Genomic DNA, 23,633 nt, shown 5'->3' on the forward strand with positions numbered 1-23,633 from the left:
GCGTCAGCCTTCCATCAGCAGGGAAAGGCCCGGAGCACCCTGGTAGATGCCATCGCCGCTCATCAGGGGTAGCCCCTTGGCGACCGCGCAGGCAGCGACCCAGCGATCGGCCGTGTGGACCTTGGCGTGCAGCGCGTGGCCTGCGCGAAGGCACAGCGAGGTCAGCTCCGCATAGGAGTCGATGACCTCGCGGTCGGCGGGGATGGTGGGTACGGCGTCCAACTTCGCCAGGGCAGTCTGGCGCCGGCTGTCCCCCCAGTTTCCGGCTCGAAGACCCGCGAGTACCTCGGCGCGAGTCTGGAAGGAGATGAGCACTCGGTCCCCCGCCAGGGCCTCGAGCCACGTGGTGACAGGAAGTCCACGACGCTCGGCGCGCTCAGGGTCGGTGTAGAGAGCGCTGTACACGTCAGTGTCAAGGACGACGTTCTTGGGCGCCACTCAGAGCCCCATCGCCTCGAAGAACGAATCGAACTCCGCGTCGGTCAGGCCCTCGATGCCCCCTGGCTCGACCCCAGGGGCACTCGCGAGGATCTCGTCGAGCGACACTGCCGCCGGCACGACGCTCCCGTTCAGCGGGTCCGGGGCAGCGATGACGGCGGCGTCGTGGATGTGGGTGAGGCGTCCCCGTGCGTCGCGCTCGGGGGCACCTGTCACCGTCACGTAGCTGCCGATGAGCCGGCTCACCTCGGCGTCGTTGGACACCTTCGGCAACGCGACCTGGTGGCCGACGTCGTCCTGCACCTGGAGGCGGTGCGTGTTGAGGTTCACCGCGTAGAGCCTCCCGGCGACGGTGATGAAGTCGGGACTCGACGTTGGATCGACGCGCCAGGTCTCGCGGTGAGTCTCTTCGGTCTTGAAACGGCGGTGTGCCTTCCCGGCGACCTTGAACTCGACCTCGGGCGCCGCCTGCTGCAGGGCAGCGGTGAGGTCCGCAGCAGCGAGCGAGAGGGAGTCGCCGACCCAACTGGGACGCTGGTCGAGCGCGATCGACTCGACGAGGGCGGCGAACTTCTCGTCGAAGGCCTGCTCATCGGCGAGGTCGAACTCCAGAGCGTCGCCCGCGCCGGTCCTGCGCGCGAGCACAGAGGTGCTCCCAGGAGCCAACCCGATGGTGAGCTTCGCGACCCGTTGGGTCCTCTTCGGCGCCCGGCCGACCGGTTCCGCGTCGGTCTCGACACGCCCGATCTTGGTTGCGATCTCCTTCAGGCTCGTGACTATGGCGAGGAGCTGCTCGGCTTCGAGTTCGCCGTCGGGCGCGCTCGCGCCGATGAGGCGGAACTCGAACTGCGTGGTCATGCGGATCACCTCCCTCGGGCGTCGAGCGTGTCGGCTTTCATCTGACCATTGTGCCGTCGACGAGGAACAACTGGACCTGCTTGCCACTCACGCGCCGATCATGTCCTCGGCCGCCGACAGATCGGACTCGGCGCCGTTGAGGCGGCCGGAGAAGGCGGTGGCGAGAAGGGACCGACGGAGGGTAGAGGTCCGATCTGCCTGATTTTCGAGTGTGACCTTGAGTCGACTCACTTCCTCGTTGAGCTCCCGGCACCGTGCGACTGCAGCCTGTTGGACGTCGGCGGGTGGCAACTCCAGCGGGAGAGTCGCGAGGCGCGCACGTCCCAAGTGGTTGATACCGACGCCGCGCGATGCAGGCATGAACCGACCCGCGCGGGCTTCGGCCAGCAAGTACGCCTGCACAAAGTCGGGGTTGGCTGAATGGCATCGAACTCGGAGGAGCGTGTTCTGGAAACAAACGTCAGCTGGGATTCCGCGATAGGTCACGGACTTACCCACCTCTGCAGGACTCCCGGAAGCCTCGGTGAGCAGAATGTCTCCGTTGCGGAGGCGGTATGTCTCCTCCTCTGCCTCGGTGAACTGCATCTCCTTGATGTCGTCGAGTCGCAGCCGTCCCCAATCAACGTTCGCTGCACGGAGATACGGACGCATCCGATTGCCAGAGTGGTTCTTCGGTGAGCGCTGCCGGCCCAATCGAACCTCAGCAATCGACTGCAGTTCGACCCGCGCGGCCCCGGCAAGTCCGTGGGTGCTCTGCCATAGTCCAGATGTGAGTAGGGATTCGCAGCGCCGGAGCCCGACGCGCAAGCCTCGTGCGGCGGCGTCGAGGCGGGAGAGGTGATCCTCGAGGATCTCGACGATGCGACGCTGATCGTCGAGCGAAGGAAGATAGTGGATCGGGATCCTTCGAACATCTGCGACGTTGAGGTGTAGCACGGTCGAGCCTGCGGAATTTTCCTTGATCCAGGTTTGAGAATGGGGAGACATCAAGGCGTACAGCAGGAACCGATGGTCGACCTTTTGGTGGTCGAGGCGCATTAGAACCGTGCGCTGTCCGAGGCACACCCGAACGTCGCCGGGGACCATGCCGACCTCGCCCATGGGTGCCTCCCGGGAAAAGATCAGGTCACCGACCCCTGGTGTGGCCCGTCGTGTCCACGAGACATAGGTCTCCTTCGAGATCGGCTTGGCGCGCGCGAGATCGATCCGACCATGGCGGACGGCGCTGGTTCCCACTGAGAACCCGTAGGGGACCTCTTCAGTCTTCGGCGCCGTCCGATGCTCGCAGTCGATGACCTTTGCGATGTCGCCGAGAACCTTCATGCAGTGAGCTCCGAGTTCAGTTCGTCGATGAGTTCGGCCGCGCGGTCGCCCAGGTCGCGCAGGGCGCCGTCTGTGCCACCGCGCTCAATGAAGGGGGCGTCATCGAGATCCTCAGAGCGGATGCCGGCAGAGTTCGCGATCACCTCGACCATGTTGTCGAGCCACCAGCGCTCTGCGTCCGAGAATGTCACGCCGGCTTGCTCCTGCTGAGCCAGCCAGGCGGCGTATCTCTCCTGGACTCGTTCGACGTAGGGGACGAGCTTGTCGTCGACCCCGACGGTGAAGCGGACCAGCGAGACGAGGTCGGTCAACATGCGGTGGTGGTTTCGTGACGGGCGCTGCGCGCCCTCCTCAACCACCGAGGCTTGGTACTCGGGGTCCAAGGCGACGTACGCGTTCCAGATGATGTCGGGCGTCCAGTTGTAGGGCGGTCGGGCGATGCGGTCCGCAAGCTCCTTGATGTCGCTAAACGAGATTCGCCGTTCCTTTGCTTCGGTGAGGAGCTGGATGGCGGTGATCTCGGCGCGGTGCTCGTCGAGGTAGGCGCGCCAGGACTCGACGACGGACGTTGCTTTGTTGGAGTCGACCACGCCGTACGCGTCGAGCAGGACGTCGGCGGAAACCTCGTCGACCACGCGGTCGTGGGTGCGGCGGAGCTCGAGGATGCGGGCTCGCAGGTCAGGGTTCGATGCGAGTGGCTTCACGGCGTCGATGATCAGCTGCTGACGGACCGCGTCCGGGTCCTCGGCACCCTCGATGGCTTCGGCCTGCCGGTCGGGGTCGACGGCATCGACGAGGTGGCGGACCACCTTCCGCACAGACCCGCCGGCGACGGAGTCGAGCTCGGAGCGCTCCTCGGGAGTCAGCTGGTGTTCGAGGGCGGCGAGCCGTGATGCGAGGGTTGCCGCCTCGTCTTCGGTGATGGTCAGGTTGGCGGCCTTCTCCAGCAGCTTCTGGAGGCTGACCGACTTCTCGCGGTTGAGCGGCGGCTCGACGAAGTCGTGCTCGGTGACCCCGATCGCATCGATGAGCACGAAGCGGGTCTTCTGCTTGGCGTCGGGGGTGACTGCCTGGAAGTCGGCTGACGGGATAGTGCGAGCACCACGACCCTTCATCTGCTCGAAGTATTGCGGCGAGCGCACGTCGCGCATAAAGAACACGCACTCCAGCGGCTTCACGTCAGTTCCCGTGGCGATCATGTCGACGGTGACCGCGATCCGGAGAGCCGGGCTAGTGCGGAAGGCGGCGAGCTGCTGGTCGGCGTTGCGGGCTGTGTAGGTGATCTTGGCGGCGAAGTCGTTGCCCTTGCCGAACACCTCGCGCACCTGGGTGACGATCTCCTCCGCGTGGGCGTCGTCCTTCGCGAAGATGAGGGTCTTCGGCACGGTCGACCGTCCCGGGAAGATCTCGGTGAAGAGCTTGTCCCGGAACGTCTCCAGCACGGTGCGGATCTGGTCGGTCGCGGTCACCGCGCGGTCGAGCTGGCCGCTGGTGTACTCGAGGTCCTCGTCCAGCGCCTCGTAGCGCTGGGCGCGTGTGCGCCGGTCGACCTTCGGGACGACCGTCCCGGCCTCGATCGTCGAGCCCTGGTCGCTGATCTGCGTCTTGATCCGGTAGATCTCGAAGTCGACGTTGACGTTGTCGGCCACCGACTGCGGGTAGGTGTACTCCGAAACGAGGTTCTGCTTGAAGAACCCGAAGGTCTGCTTCCCGGGAGTCGCGGTGAGGCCCACGACGTGGGCGTCGAAGTACTCCAGGACACCGCGCCACTGGCCGTAGATCGAACGATGTGCCTCGTCGACAACGATCAGGTCGAACGTCTCCGGTGGGATGTCGGCGTTGTAGGCGACGGTGACTGGGGCGTCGGGCACCCAGCCGTCCAGCTCGGGGTCGTCGCTCTCGCCGACCTCCTCGTTGCGCAGCGCTTTGAAGACGCGCTGGATGGTCGAGATCGCGAGGGCCGTCGACTCCGGCATCGGGCCGCGGTTGAGCCGGTTCACGTTGTAGAGCTCAGTGAAGCGGCGGCCGTCGTCGGGGGTGCGGTAGTTCTCGAACTCGGCCATCGTCTGCTTGGCCAGGTTATTGCGGTCGACGAGGAACAGGATGCGGTCGAAGCCGCCGAACTTCAGCAGCCGGTAGGAGAGAGTCACCGCCGCGTAGGTCTTGCCGGCACCCGTGGCCATCTGGACGAGGCTCCGGTCATACCGCTGCTCGCGCAGGCTCTGTTCGACGCCGTTGATGGCCTCGATCTGCGCTGGCCGAAGGGGAGCGGTGTCCAGCGGCGGCATGGCGGTGACCTTGCCTCGCCAGGTGGGGTGTTCCTCGTCCTTCCCTCGCAGGGTCTTGGCGAGGGTGGCCGCCTTAGGGAAGTTGAAGATCCGGCGAGCCCGCGGCTCGGGGTCGAAGCCGTTGGTGAAGTGGGTCTCGGTGCCACTGGCCTCGAAGACGAACGGGAGCCGGCCGTCTTTGGTCAGCGCTGCGAGCTTGACGTCGGGCGGGAGGCCGTCGGCGTACATCGCGGACTGCCACTCGACTCCCGACAGGGGAGTGCCCTCCGGCTTGGCCTCGATCACACCGACGACCCTCTGGTCGACGTAGAGCAGGTAGTCGGCTCGACCGTGCCCGGTCGCCATCGTCGCCTCGCGACGCGCGACGCCCTGCGCCGCGAACAGGTTGAGCGACCTGCTGTCCTGCACCGACCAGCCCGCGTCGGTGAGCTGTCGGTCGATCAATACGCGGGCACGCGCCTCCGCGGCAAGGCGGTTGGCGTCGTCCCCGAGGTTCATGATGCCTCGTAGGTTATGCGCTATGGACTGGTGTGATGGCACTTCCAGAGACTGACCTGCACCGCATCCGGCTGTGGGCACGAGAGCGGGTGCCCGAGCACCTGTGGGACGAGCTGAAGGTCGAGGCCGACGTCTCCGACCGACACGTCGACATCGTCGAGGTGCGGCCACCGTGGGACGGCGTCGGCGAGCACACCCGGTTCCCGATCGCGCGCCTGCGCTACACGAAGTCGACCGGCCAATGGGCGATCTACTGGCGCGATCGCAACCTCAAGTTCCACGAGTACAAGCGCAAGCGCCCGACCAAGAACGTCCAGGCGCTCCTCGATCACATCGAGACCAGCGGTGACCCGATCTTCTGGGGGTAGTGAGCTCGAGCCCAGAGCGTGTCTCCGGCGGCGCAGTGGGCTTCGCCATCCGACTACACGAGACGGTCGGAATGGGCGATGGCGACACGGTCGACACGACCGGGACCACTGGGGCTTCGTTCCGCGTGGACGAGATCGTCAGCGGGCACGGCGCGCTGGGCGGGTCCCGCCTGACTGTGAGATCGCGTGAATCGTTTCTCATTATTGACTTGAGGGACAGAATGACTAAAATGAGAAACATGCCAGCCCCTAGCCCGTACACGAGCCCCGAGCAACAGGCGGACCTCGAACGCCTAGGCGCCCGGCTGCGCGAACGCCGAAAGGCCCTCGGTGTCACCGTAGTCGCCTGTGCCGAAGCTGCTGGCGTTTCGCGTGTCACCATGCACAGGATCGAGGCAGGCAACCCCTCGGTCACGATCGGCGCCTACGTCAACGTTGCCGCCGCACTCGGACTTCACCTCGTCGTCCCGATCCTCGACGCTCCAGCAGCGGAACCGGCGACGATCACGGTCGGCGACTACCCCGGCCTGCGCACGCTGGCATGGCAGACCGACGCCGGCACCACCATCACCGAGACGGAGGCACTCAACCTCTACGAACGCGGCTGGCGACACCTCAACCAGGAAGCCCTCACCGATCACGAGAAGGCGTTCATCCAGCACCTCGCGGACACCTACAGCAACGGGAGGCTCCTTGTTTAGGCGTCTGCACCATCAACAGGTGGCCGAGGCGCTGTCGATGCTCGACGCACCGCTCCTGGCAGAGCACAACTGCTGGTTCGGAGGCGGGACCGCGATCGTCCTTGCCAACGGTGAGTTCCGCGAATCGGTTGACATTGACTTCCTGGTCTCCGACCCGCAGTCCTACCGCGCGCTGCGCCAGATGGTCAGGGACCACGGGCTCGGCGCTCTCGCTACACGCGAACTGGAGTTAGGTCGAACACCCTCTGTTGACGGTTACGGGATCAGGACCTCGGTGCTCGTTGCGGGGATTGCGATCAAGTTCGAGATCATCCATGAAGGCCGCATCGACCTCGACACTCCCGCCCCGGACGATGAGATCTGCGGGTTACGGATCCTGACGCGAACCGACCAGGTCGCAACCAAGCTGCTCGCCAACGACGACCGTTGGGCGGACACGTCGACGTTCAGCCGCGATCTCATCGACCTGGCCATGATGAAGCCCGACACCGCCGCACTGAACGCCGGCGCGCGCAAGGCAGTCGATGCCTACGGCAAGACGGTGGGCGAGAGCCTCAACAACGCAGTCACCTACCTCCGAGATCGCCCACAACGTCTCGACGAATACATCCGCGCACTCAAGATCGACGCGCCCCGAGCAGCTGTCTGGCAGAGCATCCGCGATCTTTCCGCAAGGTCCGCGAAGATCGAAGGTCTGGGTCGGGGCTCGGACTAGCCTGGAGCGTCCAGCGGTCCGCAAATAGTCCGCAAGAAGTCCAGCGGAGACCGATTCTCGCCAACGGCGTCCAACTGTCCCGCGAACGCGTTTCCGCAGGTCAGACCGTGTTTTCCGGCATCAATCGGCGATGGCCAACGACTACCAAAACCCCCGGTTTTCGTTCCGCTTCAACGTGTGAGCAGCACCTCCCGCCGCTGTCGACACTTCGCGAATCTGGTCCTTTCGGGCCATGAACCGCGCTCTTTCGGGTGATGACCCGAAGGCCGTTGCGGCGAGAGGCTCGACGTACGCGAATGGGGCGCGTCGCTGACCCGACGTCAGAAGGGGAAAGTCGACATGGCCTGGTGGCAGCTGGCCGCGTTCACCAACGGGATCATCGGCCTCGCCTACCTGGCGATCACGTGGACCATCCTGAGAGGGCTTCGCGACACCGCGCAGATGGGGACCAACCGTCTGGCGCTCGCGACCGCCGGCATCTTCTTCACCTGCGCGGTCCACCACGGGTCGCACACCCTGCACATGCTCCTGCCCATCGTCGGATGGGGGGTCGCCGAGGGCCGGGACATGCGGCAGGCGTTCGACACCAGCATGGTGCTGTGGGACGTCGTCGGCGCGGTGGTCGCGACCTACTACCTGACCCTGCGCCGCAGCTACGGCCGCCTGCTGACCAGTCCGCAGATGTTCGAGGACCGCGTGCGCGAGGAAGCCGCCGAGCGGCTGCAGGTGCAGGCCTACACCGACACTCTCACCGCGCTGCCCAACCGCGCCGCGTTCAACGAGCGCATGCGGGACCTCGCCGCCCGGGGCGCCACCCCCTCACTGGTGTTCCTCGACCTGGACAGGTTCAAGGTCGTCAACGACACGCTCGGCCACAGCGTGGGCGATGAGCTGCTCGTCGCCGCCGCCGTCAGGCTGGAGAGCGGCCTCGGCGATGGTGATGAGATCTTCCGGCTCGGCGGGGACGAGTTCACCGTCATCTGCGGGGGAACCCGGGACGCGACGGCAGCGACGGCCGAGCGGATGCTGGCAGCCCTGGCCGAGCCCTTCTTCGTCGGCGGCAAGGAGCTCTACACGGGGGCGAGCCTCGGCGTCGCCCACTGCGAGGAGCCGGCCGACGTCCCCCACCTGACGACCTGGGCGGACACCGCGATGTACGACGCGAAGGGGAGAGGGCGGAACGCGATCAGTGTCTTCGACCCGAGCATGTCGGACAAGGGCCTCCGACTGACCCTGGCCAACGACATCACGCGGGCGCTCAAGCACGGTGAGCTGCGCCTGGAGCTGCAACCGATCCTGAACCTGGCGACGCGCAGGATCGAGGGGGCCGAGGCGCTGATCCGCTGGGACCACCCGGAGCGCGGCCCGATCGCCCCGGACGACTTCATCCCCTTCGCCGAGGAGACCGGGCAAATCGTGCCCATCGGCCGCTGGGTGCTGCACGAGGCCTGCCGCCTTGCGGCGCAGTCGTCCTCTCTGAGCGACGGTCCCTTCATCACCATCAACGTCTCCACCACCGAGATCGAGCGGAACGACTTCGTCGCGGAGGTCGTCGCGAGCCTCGCCGGGAGTGGCCTCCAACCGCACCGGTTGTGGCTGGAGGTGACAGAGCGTGCCGGCGGCGCCGACGTCGCCGTGCTCCACGACCGGCTGACCGAGCTGGCCGGGCTCGGAGTCAGAACGGCGCTCGACGACTTCGGCACGGGTTGGTCGTCACTGACGCACCTGAACCGGCTGCCGATCGGGATGATCAAGGTCGACAGGGAGATGACCACCGGGGTTCCGGGCAGCAAGGCGGACACCGTGGCCGGCTCGGTGGTGCGGCTGGGCCGGGAGCTGAGCATGAAGACCCTGGCGGAGGGCATCGAGACCCGGGAGCAGTTCGAGCGCATGCGGGAGCTCGGGTGCAACCTCGGTCAGGGGTTCTTCCTCGGCCGCCCAGCGCCACCCGAGGGATTCCTGCGATCCGTCACGGCCGCGACGGGGCGCCCATGAGCGAGTTCCTCGCCCGGCACGGCGCCCACATCCTCGTCCTGGGTGGCCCGGTCGTGCTGCTGGCCGGGCTGTTCGCGATGTTGGAGCTGACGCGGCCCGACCGCCCGAGAAGGGACGCCGCCATCCCGACGAGGTTGCTCGCTCTCACCTGGGCCGCGGCGGCGACGATCCACGTGGCCGTCATCGCGGAGCACTTCGAGGAAGCGACCGTGCTCGGCGTGTTCTTCTCCTTGCTGAGCACGGCTCAGTACGTCTATGCCCTCGCTGTGGTCCTCCGCGCGAGCAGACGGCTGCTCCTGGTCGGCATGGTCGCCAACACCTCGGTGATCGTTCTCTGGGCCTACACGCGCGCCGTTGCGGTCCCCTTCGGTCTCGGACCCCGGGAGCCCGCGGGCGCCGCAGACCTCGCGGCGACCGCACTGGAGCTCTGCGCCGTGCTGCTGACGTGGACCGTCCTCCGCCGTCCGAGAGGGACCGGTGGGCCCGCTAGGCCGCTGGCTCGGGCTCAGGCATCCGGTTGACGACCAGCAGGCACACGTGCACCGCGCCGTCGTCCGTCGGCACCGCGGCCGAGGAGACCTCGATGCCCATCTCCGAGGCGACCTCGCGACCTAGGCGGCCGAGCTGCGCACAACGCTCGGAGTCGTCCAGCGCGACGGTCTCGTGGTACTGGCCGTACTCCAGCAGGGCGTGAGCGAGCGCGATCCTCGTCAGGTCGTCGTGTGCAGCGGTCGCCATCACAGACCCTCTTCCTCGCTCGCACGAGCGTCCCGGTTCCCACTCGGTATCTGTCGCGAAGCACCCGATCCGTTACATCGACGGACGTCGGACAGGTCACAGGTTAGAGAGACACGCGTCCTGGGTAACTCAACTGGTCGGAAGCCCGTCCTTGGCGGGTTGCCCGCCGCCCCGTCTGACGCGTGTAGGGCGGGGCGGCGCCTTGCCCTCAGTCGCTCAGGAGTCCGTCTCTGCCTGCGGGACGAGGGCGGTCGCGCCGGGTTCGAAGTCGAGCGCGGGAAGCCACTCGGTGACCTCGCGCCCGTCCACCTCGTGGGTGACCAGGCCCTCGAGGACCATTCCCCGGCGACGCCACTTGACGACGCGGCGGGGCTCCGGCGCAGCTTGTTCCGGCGGGTTGATCAAGATTTTCTGCACGCCTGGTGAGGCGAGGTCGTCCGACATCGGATCCGATCCTCAATGAAGCCCGAGGCTCCGGTTGTACCCCCGTTGGGGGGCGTTGGGTGCCGGGGATCGGGGCGTGAAGCCGGTCGGCGACGTGGTTCTTCCACGGTACGCCATTCGGTGCGAAGTGCAACCTGAACGCACTCTGCTGCCAGATTCCGTCGACTCCCGGCCATTCTCGGCGGACCTGCAATATCCGGTTGCCGCACCCGGTTCCGGCTGCCGAGGATGCGCGGACAGGAGGCGACGACATGGGCACGAAGGCACGGCTGGCGCTGGTCGCTGTGGCGCTCGGGATCGTCTACGTCGTCTGGGGCTCGACCTACCTCGCCATCCGGGTCGCCGTCCGGGAGATGCCTCCGCTGGTCGGGATGGGCAGCCGCTTCCTCACGGCCGGCCTGCTGCTCGGTGCACTGCTGACGGCGCGCGGGATCGACATCCGGGTCTCGCGCAAGCAGCTCGCCGGCGCCGCGCTGGTCGGCCTGCTGCTGCCGCTGCTGGGCAACGGCCTGGTGGCCATCGGAGAGGAGTCGGGCGCTCCGAGCGGCATCGCCGCCCTGCTCGTCGCGGCGGTGCCGCTCTACGTCGCGGTCTACCGGTTCCTCGCGGGCGACCGGCCCCGGCTGCTGTCCGTGCTGGGCGTGGTGCTCGGCTTCGGCGGCCTGGCCTGGTTGGTGCTGGCCGGCCGCGACCAGGGGCACGTCCCGCTCGGCGGTGCGCTCATCATCTTGGCGGCGAGCGCGTTCTGGGGCTTCGGGTCCTGGGTGCAGCCCCGTCTGCACCTGCCGGAGAACGCGTTCGTGCTCAGCGTCCACGAGATGTGGACGGGCGGATCGATGATGATCGCGGTCGGCCTGCTCAGGGGAGAGCGGCCGCACCTCCTGGCGTACGGCGGGCACACCTGGCTCGCGTGGGGCTACCTGGTGGTGTTCGGGTCGATGATCGCCTACACGGCGTACGCCTGGGTGCTGGCGAACGCGCGGATCGGCCTGGTCGCCACCTATGCCTACGTCAACCCGCTGGTCGCGGTGCTGCTGGGCTGGCTGATCCTCGACGAGCCGATCACCCGTGGGATCGTGACGGGCGGCCTGGTCATCATCGCCGCGGTGGCGATCGTCATCACGGTGGAAAGCCGTCCGAGAGCGAGGAGGGTCGAACCCGTGCTCGAGGCTGCTGCCTAGGAGCGCCCGAGGGCGCCGCGCACGAGGTCCTCGATGAGGCGGGCGAGCTCGTCGTCGTCGACCGACTCCGGCTCGAGCAGCAGCCGCCGGCCGAAGTGGTGGGCCACCGCCACCAGTGCCTCGGCGGCCAGCAGGTCGCGGGCGCCGGCGGGGGAGCCCTCCTTCCGCGGGAACATCGCGGCGATGCTGTCGCGCACCACCCGCCTGCTCTGCTCGATCCGCTGGAGCACCACCTCGGGCGTGTGCGCTCCGGTCAGCAGGATCGGCGCCCACGTGTCGGGGTGCTCGCGGACCGTCGTGGTCCAGGCTCGGGTCACGTCTCGGGCGAGGTGCTCGTTGGCGGCCGAGGCGTCCGGCGGGAAGGCGGCGAGCAGCTGCGCCACCGCCTCCTTCTGGGTGCGCTCGAGCAGCTCCGCGAGCAGCTCGGGAAGCTTGGCGTAGGCGCCGTACACCACGGGCTTGGTGACGCCGGCCTCCTTCGCGATGGCCTCCACGGTCAGGCCGGCGTACCCGTCCCGGCTGATCAGCCGGAGCGCCGCGTCGAGCAGCTGCTGGCGGCGTACGTCGAGCGGCACGCGCGCCGCGTAGGCACGGCGCTTCCGCGTCCCCGCCGCTGCCTTGGTCACCGCCCGAAGCGTAGTGGCGCCCATTCCCAGGACCTCCTTGACACGAATGCTACGACCGCGTAGAAAATTACTACGCAGCCGTAGTAAAGGGAAGAGGAGAGCGATGAGGAGTCGAGGCAACCGGACCGTCGAGCCGGCCGAGGACTACGGGTTCTTCGGGCCGGACTCGGTGACCTGGAAGGTCTGGAGCTACCCGACCTCGCTGACCGTCGGGTTCATCCGCTCGGTGGTCGTCGAGGAGCTCGACCCGGACCTGGTCGCGGCCGTCGACAAGACCCACGACATCTACAAGCGACCGCGGACCCGCTACGACCGCACCCTGCGCTACTTCTCGATGGTCGCGTTCGGCGGCTCGCGGGAGACGGCCAAGGCGGCCGACGTCCTGGTGAAGATCCACTCCAAGGCGATCGGCACCGAGCCCTACGCCGGTGGCCGGTACGACGCGAACGCGCCGCACTCCCAGCTGTGGATCCACCTCACCGCGTGGCACTCGATCCTCTACGCCTACGAGCGGTACGGCCCCGGCAAGCTCCCGCCCGAGGAGGAGGCTCAGTACTGGGCCGAGTGCGCGGTCGCCGCCGAGCTGCAGACCTGCGACCCGGCCGACGTGCCGCGGACCCGGGAGGGGATCACGGTCTACTTCGAGCAGATGCGACCGTTGCTGTCCGGCTCGCCGATCGCCGTGCAGGCGATGCGGCACCTGCTCAACGGCGGGCTGCTGGTCTCGCCGCTGCCGCGCTGGCTGCTGCCGGTCTCGGTCGTCAACAACCTCGTGCTGCGGGCAGGGGTCGTCGCGACCCTGCCGCGCTGGATGCGGGAGATGGGCGGGATCCGGCAGCCGCGGGTGGTCGACGCGCTCGTCCGGCCGGTGCTGTGGCTGGTGTTCCGGATGTCCCGGCTGAACACCGATCTCCAGCTGCAGTTCCTGCGCGGCATCTCGCCGGGCACCGTGCCGATCGTCGAGCCGGTGCTCCGAGGCATCCCGCCGCGCAACCCCGAGGTGCTGACGCCGGCCGAGGCCCGGGCCCGCTACGGCTACGACAGGCCCGTCGAGGCGCACCTCGAGTGGCGCGCCCAGCAGCGCGACCGGGTCTTCGGTGCCGGCGAGGCGCCCAGCGACGCCGGTCTGCACGAGTCCGAGCCGATCCTAGGGCGGCTGTGAGCGATAACGAGAGCCCCGAGGTCTCGGTACGCGGCCTGCTGATGACGGTCGTCGTCCTCGTCGGGAGCGGCGCCTATCTCGCGGCCGGCGTCGCCTACGCGAGCTCGGAGTCGGTGGACATCGCGGGGCTCACCGGCGCCGCCTACTACATCGCCTGGGCGATGCAGGTGCTCGCCTGGCCACTGCTGCTCTGGACCCACAGCTGAGCCTGGCGCTCCGAGGGTCGGCCGGCGTGGTTAGGGTCTCGCCATGGGTCAGGACGCACCTACCACCGAGTTCGACCGGGACGTCGCCGTCGAGCCGACCGGCGAGGGCCGCTACCGCACCGAGCTCTCCGACCGGTGGCGCGTGGGCGGTGGCCTCAACGGCGGCTTCCAGCTCGCCCTGCTCGGCTCGGCGATCCGAGCTGAGCTGAGCGCGCAGCCGGACCCGATCGCGATCAGCGCCTACTACGTCTCCCCGGCGGTGGCCGGCGACGCCGAGGTCACCGTCGACCTCCGCCGTCGCGGTCGGCGTACGTCGACCGTGGCTGCCGAGCTCCGCCAGGGCGACGCGGTCCGCATGACCGCGCTGGCGACGTACGGCGACCTGCGCGCCTTCCCCGACGACGTGAAGCTCTCCGACGAGCCGCTCCGGCTGCCGCCGCGCGAGGAGTGCGTGCCGGGCTCGCTGGCGCCGCCCGAGGTCAAGGAGATGGCGCCGTTTATCGAGCGGTTCGAGCTGCTCTTCCACCCCGACCAGGTCGGGTGGGCCGGCGGCCGGCCCAGCGGCGGCGCCGAGCTCAGCGGCTGGTTCCGCCTGCGCGACGACCGCGAGCCCGATCCCATCGCCCTGCTGCTCGCGGTCGACGCACTCCCGCCCGTCACCTTCGAGCTCGGGCTGCCGGGCTGGGCGCCGACGGTCGAGCTCTCCGCCCACGTGCGCGCCCTCCCCGAGCCCGGCTGGCTGCGGGTGCGGCACCGCACCCGGTTCGTCGCCGGCGGCATGTTCGAGGAGGACTGTGAGGTCTGGGACGCCGCCGACCGGCTGGTGGCGCAGAGCCGTCAGCTCGCGCTGCTGCCGCAGTAGCTCTCAGGACGGGAGCGACGTCCGCTTCATCGCGTAGATCCACCGCTTGCGGGGGTGCTCGGTCACCGACCAGAGCAGGTCGCTGCTCGGCCACCAGACGATGTCCTCCGGGCCGGGCGGCGTCGACCACCGGTGCGCGCGGAACGCGCCCGGGCGGCCGGCGTACATCGTGCCGGGCTTGCGCGAGCCCTGCGAGGCGGTCACGTAGTAGCTGCCCGCCGCGACGACCGCGCCCTGCATCCGGACTGCGCCGCGGTCGTCGACCACCGGTCGCGCCAACCCGTCCTCGGCGGTCGCGAGCAGCCCGGTCTCCGCGTCGGTGGGGAACCGCGCGAGCCGGTGCGTCTGCCGGGCCGAGCCGTACTCGCCGGCGACCAGCACCGGCGGCTCGGTGGTGCGGTCCAGCGACAGGAACGAGTAGCGCATCTTCTCGAAGCCCTTGTCCGCCGTGGCCTCGTAGGCGAACCGCACGGGCAGGACGTAGCGGTGGCCGAAGGTCTCGATGCCCGCACCGTCGGGCACCCGCATCAGGTCGTCGAACAGGCAGGTGAAGAACCCGCGTCCAGTGGCGGCGACGTGAAGGTAGCGGCCGTGCCAGACGATGCCGCCCGCGTGGATCGCGAGCGGCTTCAGCCCGGGTCTGCCGCCCTTGCCAGTGGGCTCGGCCAGCAGCACGTGCTGGTAGCCGCGCGACTCCAGGTCGACGAGGCTCACCCGCGAGCCGGCGCCCGCCTTGCTGTACCAGGACACGACCAGTGCGTCCCGGTCGACGCCGGTGCGCACCGACGTCGATATGCCCTGCGGCCACCAGTGCGGGTCGCGCCGGTCGGCGGCCTCCCACGTCAGCGCCGTCGTGACCTTCCGCCCGAGCAGCCGCGGCGTGGGCGCGAAGGTACGGCGCACGCGGTGCGGGAGATCCGCGAGCACTCCCTCGACGCCGACCCGTGCACCGCCGTGCGCCTCGACCAGAGCGGTGACCGCATCGATCTCGTCGGCGTTGTCGTCGGTGCGGGCCAGGTGCATCCCGGTTCCGGGCTCGGTTGGCTCCTCGTGCGCCACGCCCGCGATAGTAGAGGCATGCGCGGCATCTTCTTCGAGGAGGACGACGCCCGGGCGGCGGCCCTCGCGCTCACCGGCGACGGGTACGAGGCCGCCGTCGTCCGCGAGCGCCTGCACGGCGAGGACGACGACATGGACCACCCGTGGGCCGTCCTCACCGACGCCCCCGAGGTGCGGCTCGAGCTGCTCGTCGAGGCCTACGACGGCTGGCTCGATCGCGACTGACCGTCAGCCCTCCGGCAGGCAGCACGCCGGCCCGCCGCCGTCGTTCTCGAACCCGGGGACGGCCGACGCGCTCGGCACCGGTGCTGGGCAGGCTGCGACCCCGCGTGGGAGCGACAGGTGCTCAGGGTCGCGCGTCGCGACGAACGCGTCGGGATCGAAGTCGTCGCCGAGCTTCCACACGACCGCTCGACCGCCGTCGTCGGAGTCCCAGGTCGCCGTCGCCTCCCACTCGACGTGGAACTCGTTGAAGGGCGCGTCCGGGGTCACCTGGAAGTACGGCGTCAGCTCGGTGCCCCAGCCGACCGTCCTGATGAGGCGGCGAGCGGGACGAGCCGCCCGGGCCGGGAGCCGAGACTCACGGGCACATCATTACGCTTCACGACATGGCCGAAACCGAGGGCGCTCACGCGCTCCGCCTGCTCCTCGTGCACGCCCATCCCGACGACGAGACGATCGGGCAGGGCGCGACGATGGCGAAGTACGTCGCCGACGGCCGCGGCGTCACGCTGGTGACCTGCACGGCGGGGGAGATGGGCGAGATCCTGGTCCCCGAGCTGGAGCACCTCGCGGCCGACAGGGAGGACGGCCTCGGCGAGCACCGCCGCGGCGAGCTCGACGAGGCGATGGCGGTCCTCGGCGTCACCGACCACCGGTTCCTCGGGGGGTTCGGGACCTACCGCGACTCGGGCATGAAGTGGCACCCCGACGACACCGTCGGTCATGCCCTGCCTCTCGACGACATCCACGACAACGCCTTCTGGCATGCCGATCTCACCGAGGCGGCCGACCACCTGGTGCCGGTGATCCGCGAGGTCCGGCCGCAGGTGCTGGTGACCTACGACCAGTTCGGCGGCTACGGGCACCCCGACCACATCCAGGCCCACCGCGTCGCGATGTACGGCGCGATGCTGGCCGCCGTGCCGTCCTACCGCAGGGACCTCGGCGAGGCCTGGGACATCCCGAAGATCTACTGGGGCGGGCTGAGCCAGGGCCGGATCCGGGAGGCGCTGCGGCGCATGCGCGACGCGGGGGAGGAGAGCCCGTTCGACGGGCTGGACCCCGACGGTCCGCTGCCGATGTTCGTGCCCGACGAGGACATCACCACCGAGGTCGACGCGTCGGCGTACGGCGAGCGGAAGCTCGAGGCGCTCGCCAAGCACGCCACGCAGATCAAGACCGACGGCCCGTTCTTCGCGCTCTCCAACAACCAGGGAGCGCCGGCGATGGGCGTCGAGGAGTACCGACTGGTCAAGGGCAGGCTCGGCCCGCTGGGCGAGAACGGCCGCGAGAGCGACCTGTTCGCCGGCCTCGACGGCGTCGACGGCGTCGGCGGCTGAGGATGTCCGTCCCCGTCGGGGTCGCCGTGGCGGCCGCGTCGCTCGTCGGCGGGGTGGTGGTGGGGACCTTCTCCGTGGTCGTGCACGGCTGGACCTGGGGGCTGGTCCTCGCCCTCGCCGCGACCGCCGCGACGCTGCCCGCGCTGCCCGCCGGGTGGGCCCGGCTGCCGTTCGCGCTGGGCTGGACGGCGGCGGTCGGGCTGCTCTCGATCGCCCGGCCCGAGGGCGACTTCCTGGTCGCCCAGGACACCCGCGGCGTCGTGCTCGTGGTGAGCGCGCCGGCGGTGATCGCGGCCGGCTTCGTCGGGTTGCTCAATCGCAGGGCCGCACCGCCCTAACCTGTCCGCGTGACGTTCTGGGACGACCCCGGCCAGGGGGCGGAGGAGCCGTCCCCGGGCAAGCGCGAGCGCGCCGGCGGCTGGGTCGTCATCGCCGTCGTGCTGTTCCTGGTGCTGGTCGTCGGCGGGGCGTACGCCACGACGGCTGCGGTCAACGGCGACAAGGTGCCGCTGGGCACGACGGTGTCCGGCGTCGACATCGGCGGCCTGTCCCGTGCGGACGCCCGCTCGAAGCTCGCGGACTTCTTCGACAAGCGGGACCGCGCACAGCTGCGGGTCAGCGTCTCCGCCCGCCTCGGCGAGGGCCGGACCGTGCGGACGAGTCTGGCGAAGGTCGGCTTCTCCCTCGACTACGACGCCACGCTGGACGACGCCGGTGCGGTCCAGGCGTGGACGCCGGCGCGACAGTGGGACTACTTCACCGGCGGCCAGGACGTCGCTCCCGTCGTCGAGATCGACGAGCACCGCCTCCGTGCCCAGCTGGTCCGCCTCGCGCAAGGACTGCGTACGCCGCCGCGCAACGGCAGGGTCGTCATCACCCGGCACGGAGTCAGCTCGGTCGACGCCGAGTCCGGGCAGGAGATCGACATCGACGCCGCCGGGCACACGCTGTCGGAGGCCTTCGCCAGCGGGGACCGCTCGGTGCAGCTCGCCGTGGTGCCGGCGCGACCCGACATCGACGACGCCGACGTGCAGCGGGCGCTGAGGACCTTCGCCAACCCGGCGATGTCGAGCGCGGTCACGCTGCGGGTCGGCCGTTACGTCGTACGGCTCCGGCCCCAGCAGTTCGGTGCCGCCCTCTCGATGGTGCCGCAGGAGGGCGTGCTCCAGCCGCACGTGGACACCACCCGGCTCACCATGCTCGTCGACACCGCCCTGTCCCGGGTCGTGCCGCCCACCACGAGCGGCCCGCACCGCCAGGGCGTCCCCGGCCCGCTGCCGGCCTATGACCCCACCGAGCTCGTCACCGCCTTCCTCCGGACTCTGACCCAGCCGGAGGGCCACCGCGACGCCGGCGTGGACGTCCAGCCCGGACAGCAGCCCTCCCCGACCTCGACCGCGTCACCAGAGGGAACCCCCGGCACGAAGGGCCCCTAGCCGGCTCCGTTGGGCGTATCGAGACCAGGTCTGGTGGTCTCGATACGCCGCCTCGTTCCTCGGCGGCTACTCGACCGGCGGGGATCGCGTCGACGGTCGGGAGCTCTCGTTGGTCGAGTAGGCCTCGCGAGGGACGAGCGAGGCCGTATCGAGACCTACTCGGTGCCGCCGTGGGTGTCTCGCTCCGGCCGTCGGCTGAAGTCCTTCTTGGCGAGGGCCGGAAGAGCGTCGTACTCGCCGCGGATCAGCGCCTCGCGCTTCGCTCGCGACCAGTTCTGGATGCGCTTCTCCCAGAAGAACGCGGCTCCGACGTTGCTGTGCTCCGCGCTCCACACGAGCTCGACAGGCCGACGACGACGGGTGTAGGCAGCGCCGACGCCTTCCTGGTGTTCCCACACGCGCTTGGCGAGGTCGCGCGTGCTGCCGACGTAGTAGGAGCCGTCACAGCAGCGCAGCATGTAGACAAATGGCATGCGCTCAGCCTCGGTCACCGAGCCGTCAGAATCGAAGCGCAATCCACAGGGGTCTCGACACGCCGCCTCGTTCCTAGGCGGCTACTCGACCGGCGAAACCCTTCCGCTGGCGCGTGGGGACCTGCAACGCTCAGGTCCCACGGCTGGCCGCCGATGGACCACCTGAGGAGGTGTGCCGACGATGATGCTGTCCGCTGGGTTCCTGCCGTCGGAGCCGGTGATCGAGGAGCTGCGCGAGCTGACCGGACGCCTCGGCGTGATGGGGATGACCCCGGTGCCGCCCGATCACCTCTACGTGCTCATCACCCGGTTCGGCAACCTCACCGAGGACGTCGGCACCCGGCTGGCGCGGGCGCTGGCGTCCGAGCTCGCCGACGCGCCGCGCGCCGAGGTGCGGTTCGGCGCACCGCGGATGACCGTGAGCGGTGAGGTCGTCGTCGGGCTCGAGGGTGACCTCGAGACGGTGTGGGACCTCGCGCGTGCCGTGCCGATGATCGCCGAGCACCGACGGCTGTACGTCGACCGCCGTGTCTTCCGCCCCGAGCTCGTCCTCGCGAGCAGCACCCTCGACCCGGGCTCGCCCATCGTCGAGCGGCTGCTCGCCGGCACCGCGCACTGGTCGAGCAGGGCCTGGGAGACCGACGGCATCTCGCTGATGCGCACTCGCTGGCAGGCCGGCGACGACCGCAGCGAGGAGTTCCTCTTCATCCCGTTCTCCGAGCGCGTGTCGTCCTAGCTCGCGGCGGCGTAGACCGCGAGGCCGACGAACGCCCCGCAGGCGCCGAGGCCGACGTACATCCCCCACCAGGACAGGTCCGACCGCTTCGTCCTCAGCGTCGTGACCAGTGAGCTCCCCATCACCCACCAGGCCGGCAGCGCCATCACCTCGAACAGCACGCCCGGCACGGTGAAGCCCCACTCGCCGTCCCTGATCCCGTACTGCAGGAAGTTGAAGCCGAGCGACGTGAACAGCACGGCCCACATCGGGACGAGGAGGTTCGGCGCCTTGAGGCCGGTCGCGAAGGCCGAGCCCGCCATCGCGGCGATGAGCATCACCGGGATGCCCACGCCGATCAGCCAGCTGCCGCCGGGGCACGGCGTGGAGATCTGGTACGGCGTGCTCCCGCTCGCGCAGCTGCCCCCCACGTCCAGCACCGCTCGCATGGACACGAACGCCCACGTCAGCCCCATCCCGAGCAGCACCACGCAGACGGCAGTACCGATCACGTTGCGGTAGGACACGGCGCTCACGCTAGAGTGAGAACACGTTCTAGTTCTGGAAATTGCGAGGGATCGATGTCCACACCCGCTGTCGACGGCTGGTTCGTCACCGGCACGGACGCCGCGCTGCTCGGCACGCGCTGCACGACGTGCGGCAACGTGGTCTTCCCACCCGCGGCGGGCTTCTGCCGCAACCCGGCCTGCAGCGGCGAGGAGCACGAGGTCGTCCCGCTGTCCCGGCGCGGCCGGGTGTGGAGCTACACCGACGCCCAGTACCAACCTCCCGCGCCCTACGTCGCCCCGGAGCCCTTCCACCCGTTCGCCCTGGCGGCCGTCGAGCTGCCGGAGGGTCTGGTGGTGCTCGGGCAGGTCGCGGCGGGCCACGGCGTCTCCGACCTCACCGTCGGTGCGGAGGTCGAGCTGGTCGTGGAGACGCTCTACACCGACGACTCCGGCGAGCGGACGATCTGGCGCTGGAAGCCGGTGGAAGCATGAGCGGGGTCGCCGTCGTCGGCGTGGGCATGCACCCGTGGGGCAAGTGGGGCCGCAGCTTCGTGGAGTACGGCGTCCACGCCGCCCGGGCCGCACTCGCGGACGCGGAGATCCCCTGGACCGACGTCGACCTGGTCGTCGGCGGCGAAACGGTGCGCAACGGCTACGCCGGATACGTCGCCGGCTCGACCTTCGCGCAGGCCCTCGGCTGGAACGGCGCGCGGATCGCGACGTCGTACGCCGCCTGCGCCACCGGCGCCCAGGCCATCGACACGGCCCGTGCGCGCATCCTCGCCGGACTCAGCGACGTGGCACTGGTGGTCGGCGCCGACACGACCCCCAAGGGGTTCCTCGCGCCGAACGCGGGCGAGCGGTGGGACGACCCCGACTGGCTGCGGTTCCGGCTGCTCGGGATGACCAACCCGGCCTACTTCGCTCTCTACGCCCGGCGGCGGATGGATCTCTACGGCGCGACGTCGGAGGACTTCGCCCGGGTGAAGGTCAAGAACGCCCGGCACGGCCTGGAGAACCCGAACGCGCGCTACCGCAAGGAGGTCAGCGTCGAGGACGTGCTGTCGTCCGCGGTCGTGTCCGACCCGCTGCACCTGCTCGACATCTGCGCCACGTCCGACGGCGCGGCGGCGGTCGTGCTCACGTCGACCGACTACGCCAAGAGGCTCGGGATCGCCGCACCGGTGCGGGTTTCCGCGGTCTCGACGGTCACTCCGACGTTCCCCAACACCGTCATCGACATGCCGCTCCTGGCGACCGACTCCTCCGCCGTGACCGGGTCGCCGGCACGGACCTTCAAGGAGTCGATCGGTGACGCGGCCTACGAGGAGGCCGGGATCGGCCCGGACGACGTGGACGTCGCCGAGGTCTACGACCTCTCGACCGCTCTGGAGCTCGACTGGATCGAGGACCTCGGCCTGTGCAAGCGCGGCGAGGCCGAGGTGCTGCTCCGGGCGGGGGAGACCACGATCGGCGGCCGGATCCCCGTGAACCCCTCCGGCGGCCTGGCCTGCTTCGGCGAGGCCGTGCCGGCGCAGGCGATCGCGCAGGTGTGCGAGCTGGTGTGGCAGCTGCGGGGTCAGGCGACCGGCCGGCAGGTCGAGGGCGCGAAGGTCGGGATCAGCGCCAATCAGGGGCTGTTCGGTCACGGTTCGGCTGTGGTTCTGTCGGTGTGACCAACGGGCCCGCGTGGTTCTGGTCCTTCACCGCCGGGCCCCGCTCGATCGCCCACTGGGCGAGCGCACCGACCTGCCGGGGCATCGCGTCCGCGATGTCCGCCAACCGGTCGGTGCGGCCGGCGAGCCCCAGCGCGAGGACGGCAGCACTCGCGGTCTGCTGCGTCTCCGAGGTGTCGACCGCCGCCCGGGCGAGCACCTCGACCGCGTCCTCCGGCAGGGTGTCGGTCACCCACATCAGCGTCGACGCGGCGCGGGTGCGCAGCCGCGGCCGCCGCTCGGTGAGGAGCTGCTCCGCGAGCGCGTGCGCGCTGAGCGCCGAGGCCATCCGGCCGACCAACGACCAGCACAGGTTGGCCAGCCGCTCGTCGTCGTGAGCGGTGAGACCGAGCGCCACCTCGGCGACCGAGTGGGCGTAGGGGCTGGCGAGCAGCATCGCCGCTGCCAGGTGCCGGCGCCGACGGTGCACGTGGCACAGCGCCTCCCGGACCAGCCGTCGCAGCATCTGGTCGGGGTCCGGCGACTTGCGCGACGACAGCAGCTCGGCGTGCATGCCGATGTGGTCGGCGAGGGTCCGCGCCTCCTCGGGGTCGATCAGCTCGTGGTTGGCCCGCGCCTGGCGCAGGGCGGCTCGCGCGGCCTCGTCGGTGGTCGCGTGCAGCACCCGCTCGAACCTCGCGTCGGTGAGCCGCGAGGCGAGGTCGAGGGTCACCGAGGACGGGACGCCCGCCGCCGCCTTGAGCTCGTGGCCGACGTGCACCTCGATCACGTGGTCGTCGGGGTCGAGATGCTCGCGCCCGATCATGGCCGCCGCGACGATCGCCGCGCTGTTGCGCAGCTTGCCGCTCGGTGACTGCAGCAGCCGGAGCACTAGGTCGCACGCGGCGGGGTCGGACATCTCGGACAGGACGGCGAGCACGGGCGTGATGACCGCGGCGTCGGGGTCGAGGACGAAACGGCCGACGCTCTTGGTCAGGTGCGGCTGGGCCTGCCGGGCGTTCAGCAGCGTCACCGTCGCCTCGTAGCGCGCCAGGTACGGCGTCGTCGCCGCCCGCGCCAGCTCGTCGACGAGGTGGGTGGCGAGGCTCTCCCACGTCCGGCGGGGGAGGTAGACGTTGTCGTAGGCGTGCAGCTGGTCGGCCAGCCACAGCCACTCGTGGCCGTGCACCTCGCCGGCGTCGACCCGGTCGAGGATCTCGTCGATCCGGACCGGGTCAGGTGGCTCCGGCTTCTTGGCGTGCCGGTCCATCAGCTGGCCGTCCCGTGCGACCGCACGGCGTACGACGCCCAGGTGCTCGGGCGGCAGGCCCGCGACCTGTTCATAGGCAGCGACCAGCCGGGGGGAGAGGTACTCCAGCCCGGACTCCCAGCGGGAGATCCGGCTGGAGTCGATCCTGATCCCGAGCTCGCGCATCGGCGCGACGAAGTCCGCGCGCGGCAGTCCCCGGGTGTTGGGTCCCAGCATGCGCGTGGTCGCGAGCAGCCAGGCCATTCGCTTGTTGCCCTCGTAGCGCGATCCCGCAATTGCCGTCTCGTCGTGCGGGAGCCGCTGCGGTCGACCAAGGGAGCGTCGGTCGCCGCTGCCGCGGATAGGCGTCACAGTGTCCCCTCTGTTGTCCCCCTACGTGCGATCTAAGACAGGCCCATCAGAACCCGTCTCGCCCGTTTGATTCAGGGATTTCCAGAAACTTGCAAGAACTGTCTGGACCGCGTCGTCCGACACGAGGCTCGCCAGTGCTTCGGGACGCAACTGTCTCGCGGCATGCCTCCACGGAGGCTGAGTGGCGCGGTCCCCGCGCC

General features: G+C 69.6%; 28 protein-coding genes. 16 read left to right on the forward strand and 12 right to left on the reverse strand.

What is annotated here, in order from left to right; all coding sequences use genetic code 11:
- Positions 1 to 3: 3 nt before the first annotated feature.
- The 4 genes from ABD709_RS02115 to ABD709_RS02130 are packed head-to-tail and all read right to left on the reverse strand — an operon-like array spanning position 4 to position 5,405.
- Positions 4 to 438, reverse strand: a complete 435-nt coding sequence (locus tag ABD709_RS02115) for a PIN domain-containing protein (protein WP_344772135.1) — start codon at positions 436 to 438, stop codon at positions 4 to 6.
- Complete coding sequence (locus ABD709_RS02120; protein WP_344772136.1) at positions 439 to 1,383, reverse strand: hypothetical protein; 945 nt, start codon at positions 1,381 to 1,383, stop codon at positions 439 to 441. It lies immediately after the preceding gene.
- Positions 1,384 to 2,619 carry a restriction endonuclease subunit S gene (locus ABD709_RS02125; protein ID WP_344772137.1) on the reverse strand — a complete coding sequence of 412 codons (1,236 nt, stop codon included), beginning with the start codon at positions 2,617 to 2,619 and terminating at the stop codon, positions 1,384 to 1,386.
- Complete coding sequence (locus tag ABD709_RS02130) at positions 2,616 to 5,405, reverse strand: type I restriction endonuclease subunit R (protein ID WP_344772138.1); 2,790 nt, start codon at positions 5,403 to 5,405, stop codon at positions 2,616 to 2,618. Before ABD709_RS02130 ends, ABD709_RS02125 begins: the two co-directional genes overlap by 4 nt.
- A 35-nt stretch (positions 5,406 to 5,440) precedes the next feature.
- Here ABD709_RS02130 and ABD709_RS02135 point away from each other — a divergent pair, with 35 nt between their 5' ends.
- From ABD709_RS02135 to ABD709_RS02155, 5 genes are all read left to right on the forward strand, one after another.
- Complete coding sequence (locus tag ABD709_RS02135) at positions 5,441 to 5,773, forward strand: DUF3024 domain-containing protein (protein WP_344772139.1); 333 nt, start codon at positions 5,441 to 5,443, stop codon at positions 5,771 to 5,773.
- Positions 5,774 to 5,844: 71 nt separating this feature from the next.
- Positions 5,845 to 6,474, forward strand: a complete 630-nt coding sequence (locus ABD709_RS02140; protein ID WP_344772140.1) for a helix-turn-helix domain-containing protein — start codon at positions 5,845 to 5,847, stop codon at positions 6,472 to 6,474.
- 19 nt (positions 6,475 to 6,493) lie between these two features.
- Positions 6,494 to 7,189, forward strand: a complete 696-nt coding sequence (locus tag ABD709_RS02145) for a nucleotidyl transferase AbiEii/AbiGii toxin family protein (protein WP_344772141.1) — start codon at positions 6,494 to 6,496, stop codon at positions 7,187 to 7,189.
- Positions 7,190 to 7,528: 339 nt separating this feature from the next.
- Positions 7,529 to 9,184, forward strand: coding sequence for a putative bifunctional diguanylate cyclase/phosphodiesterase (locus ABD709_RS02150; protein ID WP_344772142.1), 1,656 nt, complete (start codon positions 7,529 to 7,531; stop codon positions 9,182 to 9,184).
- Positions 9,181 to 9,705: a hypothetical protein gene (locus tag ABD709_RS02155; protein WP_344772143.1), complete on the forward strand. Its 525-nt coding sequence runs from the start codon at positions 9,181 to 9,183 to the stop codon at positions 9,703 to 9,705. Before ABD709_RS02150 ends, ABD709_RS02155 begins: the two co-directional genes overlap by 4 nt.
- Here ABD709_RS02155 and ABD709_RS02160 read toward each other — a convergent pair.
- Together ABD709_RS02160 and ABD709_RS02165 are read right to left on the reverse strand one after the other, a co-directional pair.
- Complete coding sequence (locus ABD709_RS02160) at positions 9,671 to 9,922, reverse strand: hypothetical protein (RefSeq protein WP_344772144.1); 252 nt, start codon at positions 9,920 to 9,922, stop codon at positions 9,671 to 9,673. The genes ABD709_RS02155 and ABD709_RS02160 overlap by 35 nt on opposite strands.
- A 216-nt stretch (positions 9,923 to 10,138) precedes the next feature.
- On the reverse strand, positions 10,139 to 10,366 hold the full coding sequence (locus ABD709_RS02165; RefSeq protein ID WP_344772145.1) for a hypothetical protein: 228 nt from the start codon (positions 10,364 to 10,366) through the stop codon (positions 10,139 to 10,141).
- 251 nt (positions 10,367 to 10,617) lie between these two features.
- Here ABD709_RS02165 and ABD709_RS02170 point away from each other — a divergent pair, with 251 nt between their 5' ends.
- Positions 10,618 to 11,547: an EamA family transporter gene (locus ABD709_RS02170; protein ID WP_344772146.1), complete on the forward strand. Its 930-nt coding sequence runs from the start codon at positions 10,618 to 10,620 to the stop codon at positions 11,545 to 11,547.
- Here the strand turns inward: ABD709_RS02170 and ABD709_RS02175 are convergent.
- Entirely contained in the window at positions 11,544 to 12,173 is a 630-nt protein-coding gene (locus ABD709_RS02175) for a TetR/AcrR family transcriptional regulator (protein WP_344772147.1), read from the reverse strand. The two genes, ABD709_RS02170 and ABD709_RS02175, sit on opposite strands and share 4 nt — an antisense overlap.
- A 103-nt stretch (positions 12,174 to 12,276) precedes the next feature.
- Here ABD709_RS02175 and ABD709_RS02180 point away from each other — a divergent pair, with 103 nt between their 5' ends.
- The 3 genes from ABD709_RS02180 to ABD709_RS02190 are packed head-to-tail and all read left to right on the forward strand — an operon-like array spanning position 12,277 to position 14,403.
- Entirely contained in the window at positions 12,277 to 13,335 is a 1,059-nt protein-coding gene (locus tag ABD709_RS02180; RefSeq protein WP_344772148.1) for an oxygenase MpaB family protein, read from the forward strand.
- Positions 13,332 to 13,541 (forward strand): hypothetical protein, encoded by a 210-nt coding sequence (locus ABD709_RS02185; RefSeq protein WP_344772149.1) that lies wholly within the window; start codon positions 13,332 to 13,334, stop codon positions 13,539 to 13,541. Before ABD709_RS02180 ends, ABD709_RS02185 begins: the two co-directional genes overlap by 4 nt.
- Positions 13,542 to 13,584: 43 nt before the next feature.
- Positions 13,585 to 14,403: a thioesterase family protein gene (locus tag ABD709_RS02190; RefSeq protein WP_344772150.1), complete on the forward strand. Its 819-nt coding sequence runs from the start codon at positions 13,585 to 13,587 to the stop codon at positions 14,401 to 14,403.
- A 3-nt stretch (positions 14,404 to 14,406) separates the two neighbouring features.
- Here ABD709_RS02190 and ABD709_RS02195 read toward each other — a convergent pair whose 3' ends face one another.
- Positions 14,407 to 15,462, reverse strand: a complete 1,056-nt coding sequence (locus ABD709_RS02195) for a hypothetical protein (protein WP_344772151.1) — start codon at positions 15,460 to 15,462, stop codon at positions 14,407 to 14,409.
- A gap of 18 nt (positions 15,463 to 15,480) precedes the next feature.
- Between ABD709_RS02195 and ABD709_RS02200 the strand changes: the two genes are divergently transcribed.
- Positions 15,481 to 15,687: a hypothetical protein gene (locus tag ABD709_RS02200; protein ID WP_344772152.1), complete on the forward strand. Its 207-nt coding sequence runs from the start codon at positions 15,481 to 15,483 to the stop codon at positions 15,685 to 15,687.
- Positions 15,688 to 15,690: 3 nt separating this feature from the next.
- On the opposite strand, the gene ABD709_RS02205 is transcribed toward ABD709_RS02200, so the two are convergent.
- The gene (locus ABD709_RS02205) at positions 15,691 to 15,954 is read right to left on the reverse strand and encodes a hypothetical protein (protein WP_344772153.1); all 264 of its coding nucleotides are present in this window, start codon (positions 15,952 to 15,954) and stop codon (positions 15,691 to 15,693) included.
- A gap of 116 nt (positions 15,955 to 16,070) precedes the next feature.
- Here ABD709_RS02205 and mshB point away from each other — a divergent pair, with 116 nt between their 5' ends.
- The 3 genes from mshB to ABD709_RS02220 are packed head-to-tail and all read left to right on the forward strand — an operon-like array spanning position 16,071 to position 18,460.
- Positions 16,071 to 17,024 (forward strand): N-acetyl-1-D-myo-inositol-2-amino-2-deoxy-alpha-D-glucopyranoside deacetylase, encoded by a 954-nt coding sequence (gene mshB / locus ABD709_RS02210; protein WP_344772154.1) that lies wholly within the window; start codon positions 16,071 to 16,073, stop codon positions 17,022 to 17,024.
- Positions 17,025 to 17,026: 2 nt separating this feature from the next.
- Positions 17,027 to 17,362, forward strand: a complete 336-nt coding sequence (locus ABD709_RS02215; protein WP_344772155.1) for a hypothetical protein — start codon at positions 17,027 to 17,029, stop codon at positions 17,360 to 17,362.
- 9 nt (positions 17,363 to 17,371) lie between these two features.
- Complete coding sequence (locus ABD709_RS02220) at positions 17,372 to 18,460, forward strand: peptidoglycan binding domain-containing protein (RefSeq protein ID WP_344772156.1); 1,089 nt, start codon at positions 17,372 to 17,374, stop codon at positions 18,458 to 18,460.
- 155 nt (positions 18,461 to 18,615) lie between these two features.
- On the opposite strand, the gene ABD709_RS02225 is transcribed toward ABD709_RS02220, so the two are convergent.
- Complete coding sequence (locus ABD709_RS02225; RefSeq protein WP_344772157.1) at positions 18,616 to 18,933, reverse strand: GIY-YIG nuclease family protein; 318 nt, start codon at positions 18,931 to 18,933, stop codon at positions 18,616 to 18,618.
- 181 nt (positions 18,934 to 19,114) lie between these two features.
- On the opposite strand from ABD709_RS02225, the gene ABD709_RS02230 reads away from it, so the two are divergent.
- Entirely contained in the window at positions 19,115 to 19,669 is a 555-nt protein-coding gene (locus ABD709_RS02230; RefSeq protein WP_344772158.1) for a 2'-5' RNA ligase family protein, read from the forward strand.
- Here the strand turns inward: ABD709_RS02230 and ABD709_RS02235 are convergent.
- Positions 19,666 to 20,175, reverse strand: a complete 510-nt coding sequence (locus tag ABD709_RS02235) for a hypothetical protein (RefSeq protein ID WP_344772159.1) — start codon at positions 20,173 to 20,175, stop codon at positions 19,666 to 19,668. The genes ABD709_RS02230 and ABD709_RS02235 overlap by 4 nt on opposite strands.
- A 54-nt stretch (positions 20,176 to 20,229) precedes the next feature.
- Between ABD709_RS02235 and ABD709_RS02240 the strand changes: the two genes are divergently transcribed.
- Positions 20,230 to 20,649 (forward strand): Zn-ribbon domain-containing OB-fold protein, encoded by a 420-nt coding sequence (locus ABD709_RS02240; protein ID WP_344772160.1) that lies wholly within the window; start codon positions 20,230 to 20,232, stop codon positions 20,647 to 20,649.
- Positions 20,646 to 21,833: a lipid-transfer protein gene (locus ABD709_RS02245; RefSeq protein ID WP_344772161.1), complete on the forward strand. Its 1,188-nt coding sequence runs from the start codon at positions 20,646 to 20,648 to the stop codon at positions 21,831 to 21,833. The genes ABD709_RS02240 and ABD709_RS02245 overlap by 4 nt, the downstream gene beginning before the upstream one ends.
- Here the strand turns inward: ABD709_RS02245 and ABD709_RS02250 are convergent.
- A complete protein-coding gene (locus ABD709_RS02250; protein WP_344772162.1) occupies positions 21,778 to 23,325 on the reverse strand; it encodes a hypothetical protein in 1,548 nt (515 codons plus the stop codon). The two genes, ABD709_RS02245 and ABD709_RS02250, sit on opposite strands and share 56 nt — an antisense overlap.
- Positions 23,326 to 23,633: the final 308 nt, after the last annotated feature.

It is taken from the genome of Nocardioides panacisoli (genome assembly GCF_039537325.1).
GTDB lineage: Bacteria > Actinomycetota > Actinomycetes > Propionibacteriales > Nocardioidaceae > Nocardioides > Nocardioides panacisoli.

What these genes read in the sequence shown, in the direction of transcription:
- ABD709_RS02125 (WP_344772137.1), bottom strand. Translation starts at nt 2,619, where the DNA reads ATGAAGGTTCTCGGCGACATCGCAAAGGTCATCGACTGCGAGCATCGG.
- ABD709_RS02130 (WP_344772138.1), bottom strand. Translation starts at nt 5,405, where the DNA reads ATGAACCTCGGGGACGACGCCAACCGCCTTGCCGCGGAGGCGCGTGCC.
- ABD709_RS02135 (WP_344772139.1), top strand. Translation starts at nt 5,441, where the DNA reads ATGGCACTTCCAGAGACTGACCTGCACCGCATCCGGCTGTGGGCACGA.
- ABD709_RS02140 (WP_344772140.1), top strand. Translation starts at nt 5,845, where the DNA reads ATGGGCGATGGCGACACGGTCGACACGACCGGGACCACTGGGGCTTCG.
- ABD709_RS02150 (WP_344772142.1), top strand. Translation starts at nt 7,529, where the DNA reads ATGGCCTGGTGGCAGCTGGCCGCGTTCACCAACGGGATCATCGGCCTC.
- ABD709_RS02155 (WP_344772143.1), top strand. Translation starts at nt 9,181, where the DNA reads ATGAGCGAGTTCCTCGCCCGGCACGGCGCCCACATCCTCGTCCTGGGT.
- ABD709_RS02160 (WP_344772144.1), bottom strand. Translation starts at nt 9,922, where the DNA reads ATGGCGACCGCTGCACACGACGACCTGACGAGGATCGCGCTCGCTCAC.
- ABD709_RS02165 (WP_344772145.1), bottom strand. Translation starts at nt 10,366, where the DNA reads ATGTCGGACGACCTCGCCTCACCAGGCGTGCAGAAAATCTTGATCAAC.
- ABD709_RS02170 (WP_344772146.1), top strand. Translation starts at nt 10,618, where the DNA reads ATGGGCACGAAGGCACGGCTGGCGCTGGTCGCTGTGGCGCTCGGGATC.
- ABD709_RS02180 (WP_344772148.1), top strand. Translation starts at nt 12,277, where the DNA reads ATGAGGAGTCGAGGCAACCGGACCGTCGAGCCGGCCGAGGACTACGGG.
- ABD709_RS02190 (WP_344772150.1), top strand. Translation starts at nt 13,585, where the DNA reads ATGGGTCAGGACGCACCTACCACCGAGTTCGACCGGGACGTCGCCGTC.
- ABD709_RS02200 (WP_344772152.1), top strand. Translation starts at nt 15,481, where the DNA reads ATGCGCGGCATCTTCTTCGAGGAGGACGACGCCCGGGCGGCGGCCCTC.
- mshB (WP_344772154.1), top strand. Translation starts at nt 16,071, where the DNA reads ATGGCCGAAACCGAGGGCGCTCACGCGCTCCGCCTGCTCCTCGTGCAC.
- ABD709_RS02215 (WP_344772155.1), top strand. Translation starts at nt 17,027, where the DNA reads ATGTCCGTCCCCGTCGGGGTCGCCGTGGCGGCCGCGTCGCTCGTCGGC.
- ABD709_RS02225 (WP_344772157.1), bottom strand. Translation starts at nt 18,933, where the DNA reads ATGCCATTTGTCTACATGCTGCGCTGCTGTGACGGCTCCTACTACGTC.
- ABD709_RS02230 (WP_344772158.1), top strand. Translation starts at nt 19,115, where the DNA reads ATGATGCTGTCCGCTGGGTTCCTGCCGTCGGAGCCGGTGATCGAGGAG.
- ABD709_RS02240 (WP_344772160.1), top strand. Translation starts at nt 20,230, where the DNA reads ATGTCCACACCCGCTGTCGACGGCTGGTTCGTCACCGGCACGGACGCC.
- ABD709_RS02245 (WP_344772161.1), top strand. Translation starts at nt 20,646, where the DNA reads ATGAGCGGGGTCGCCGTCGTCGGCGTGGGCATGCACCCGTGGGGCAAG.
- ABD709_RS02250 (WP_344772162.1), bottom strand. Translation starts at nt 23,325, where the DNA reads ATGGCCTGGCTGCTCGCGACCACGCGCATGCTGGGACCCAACACCCGG.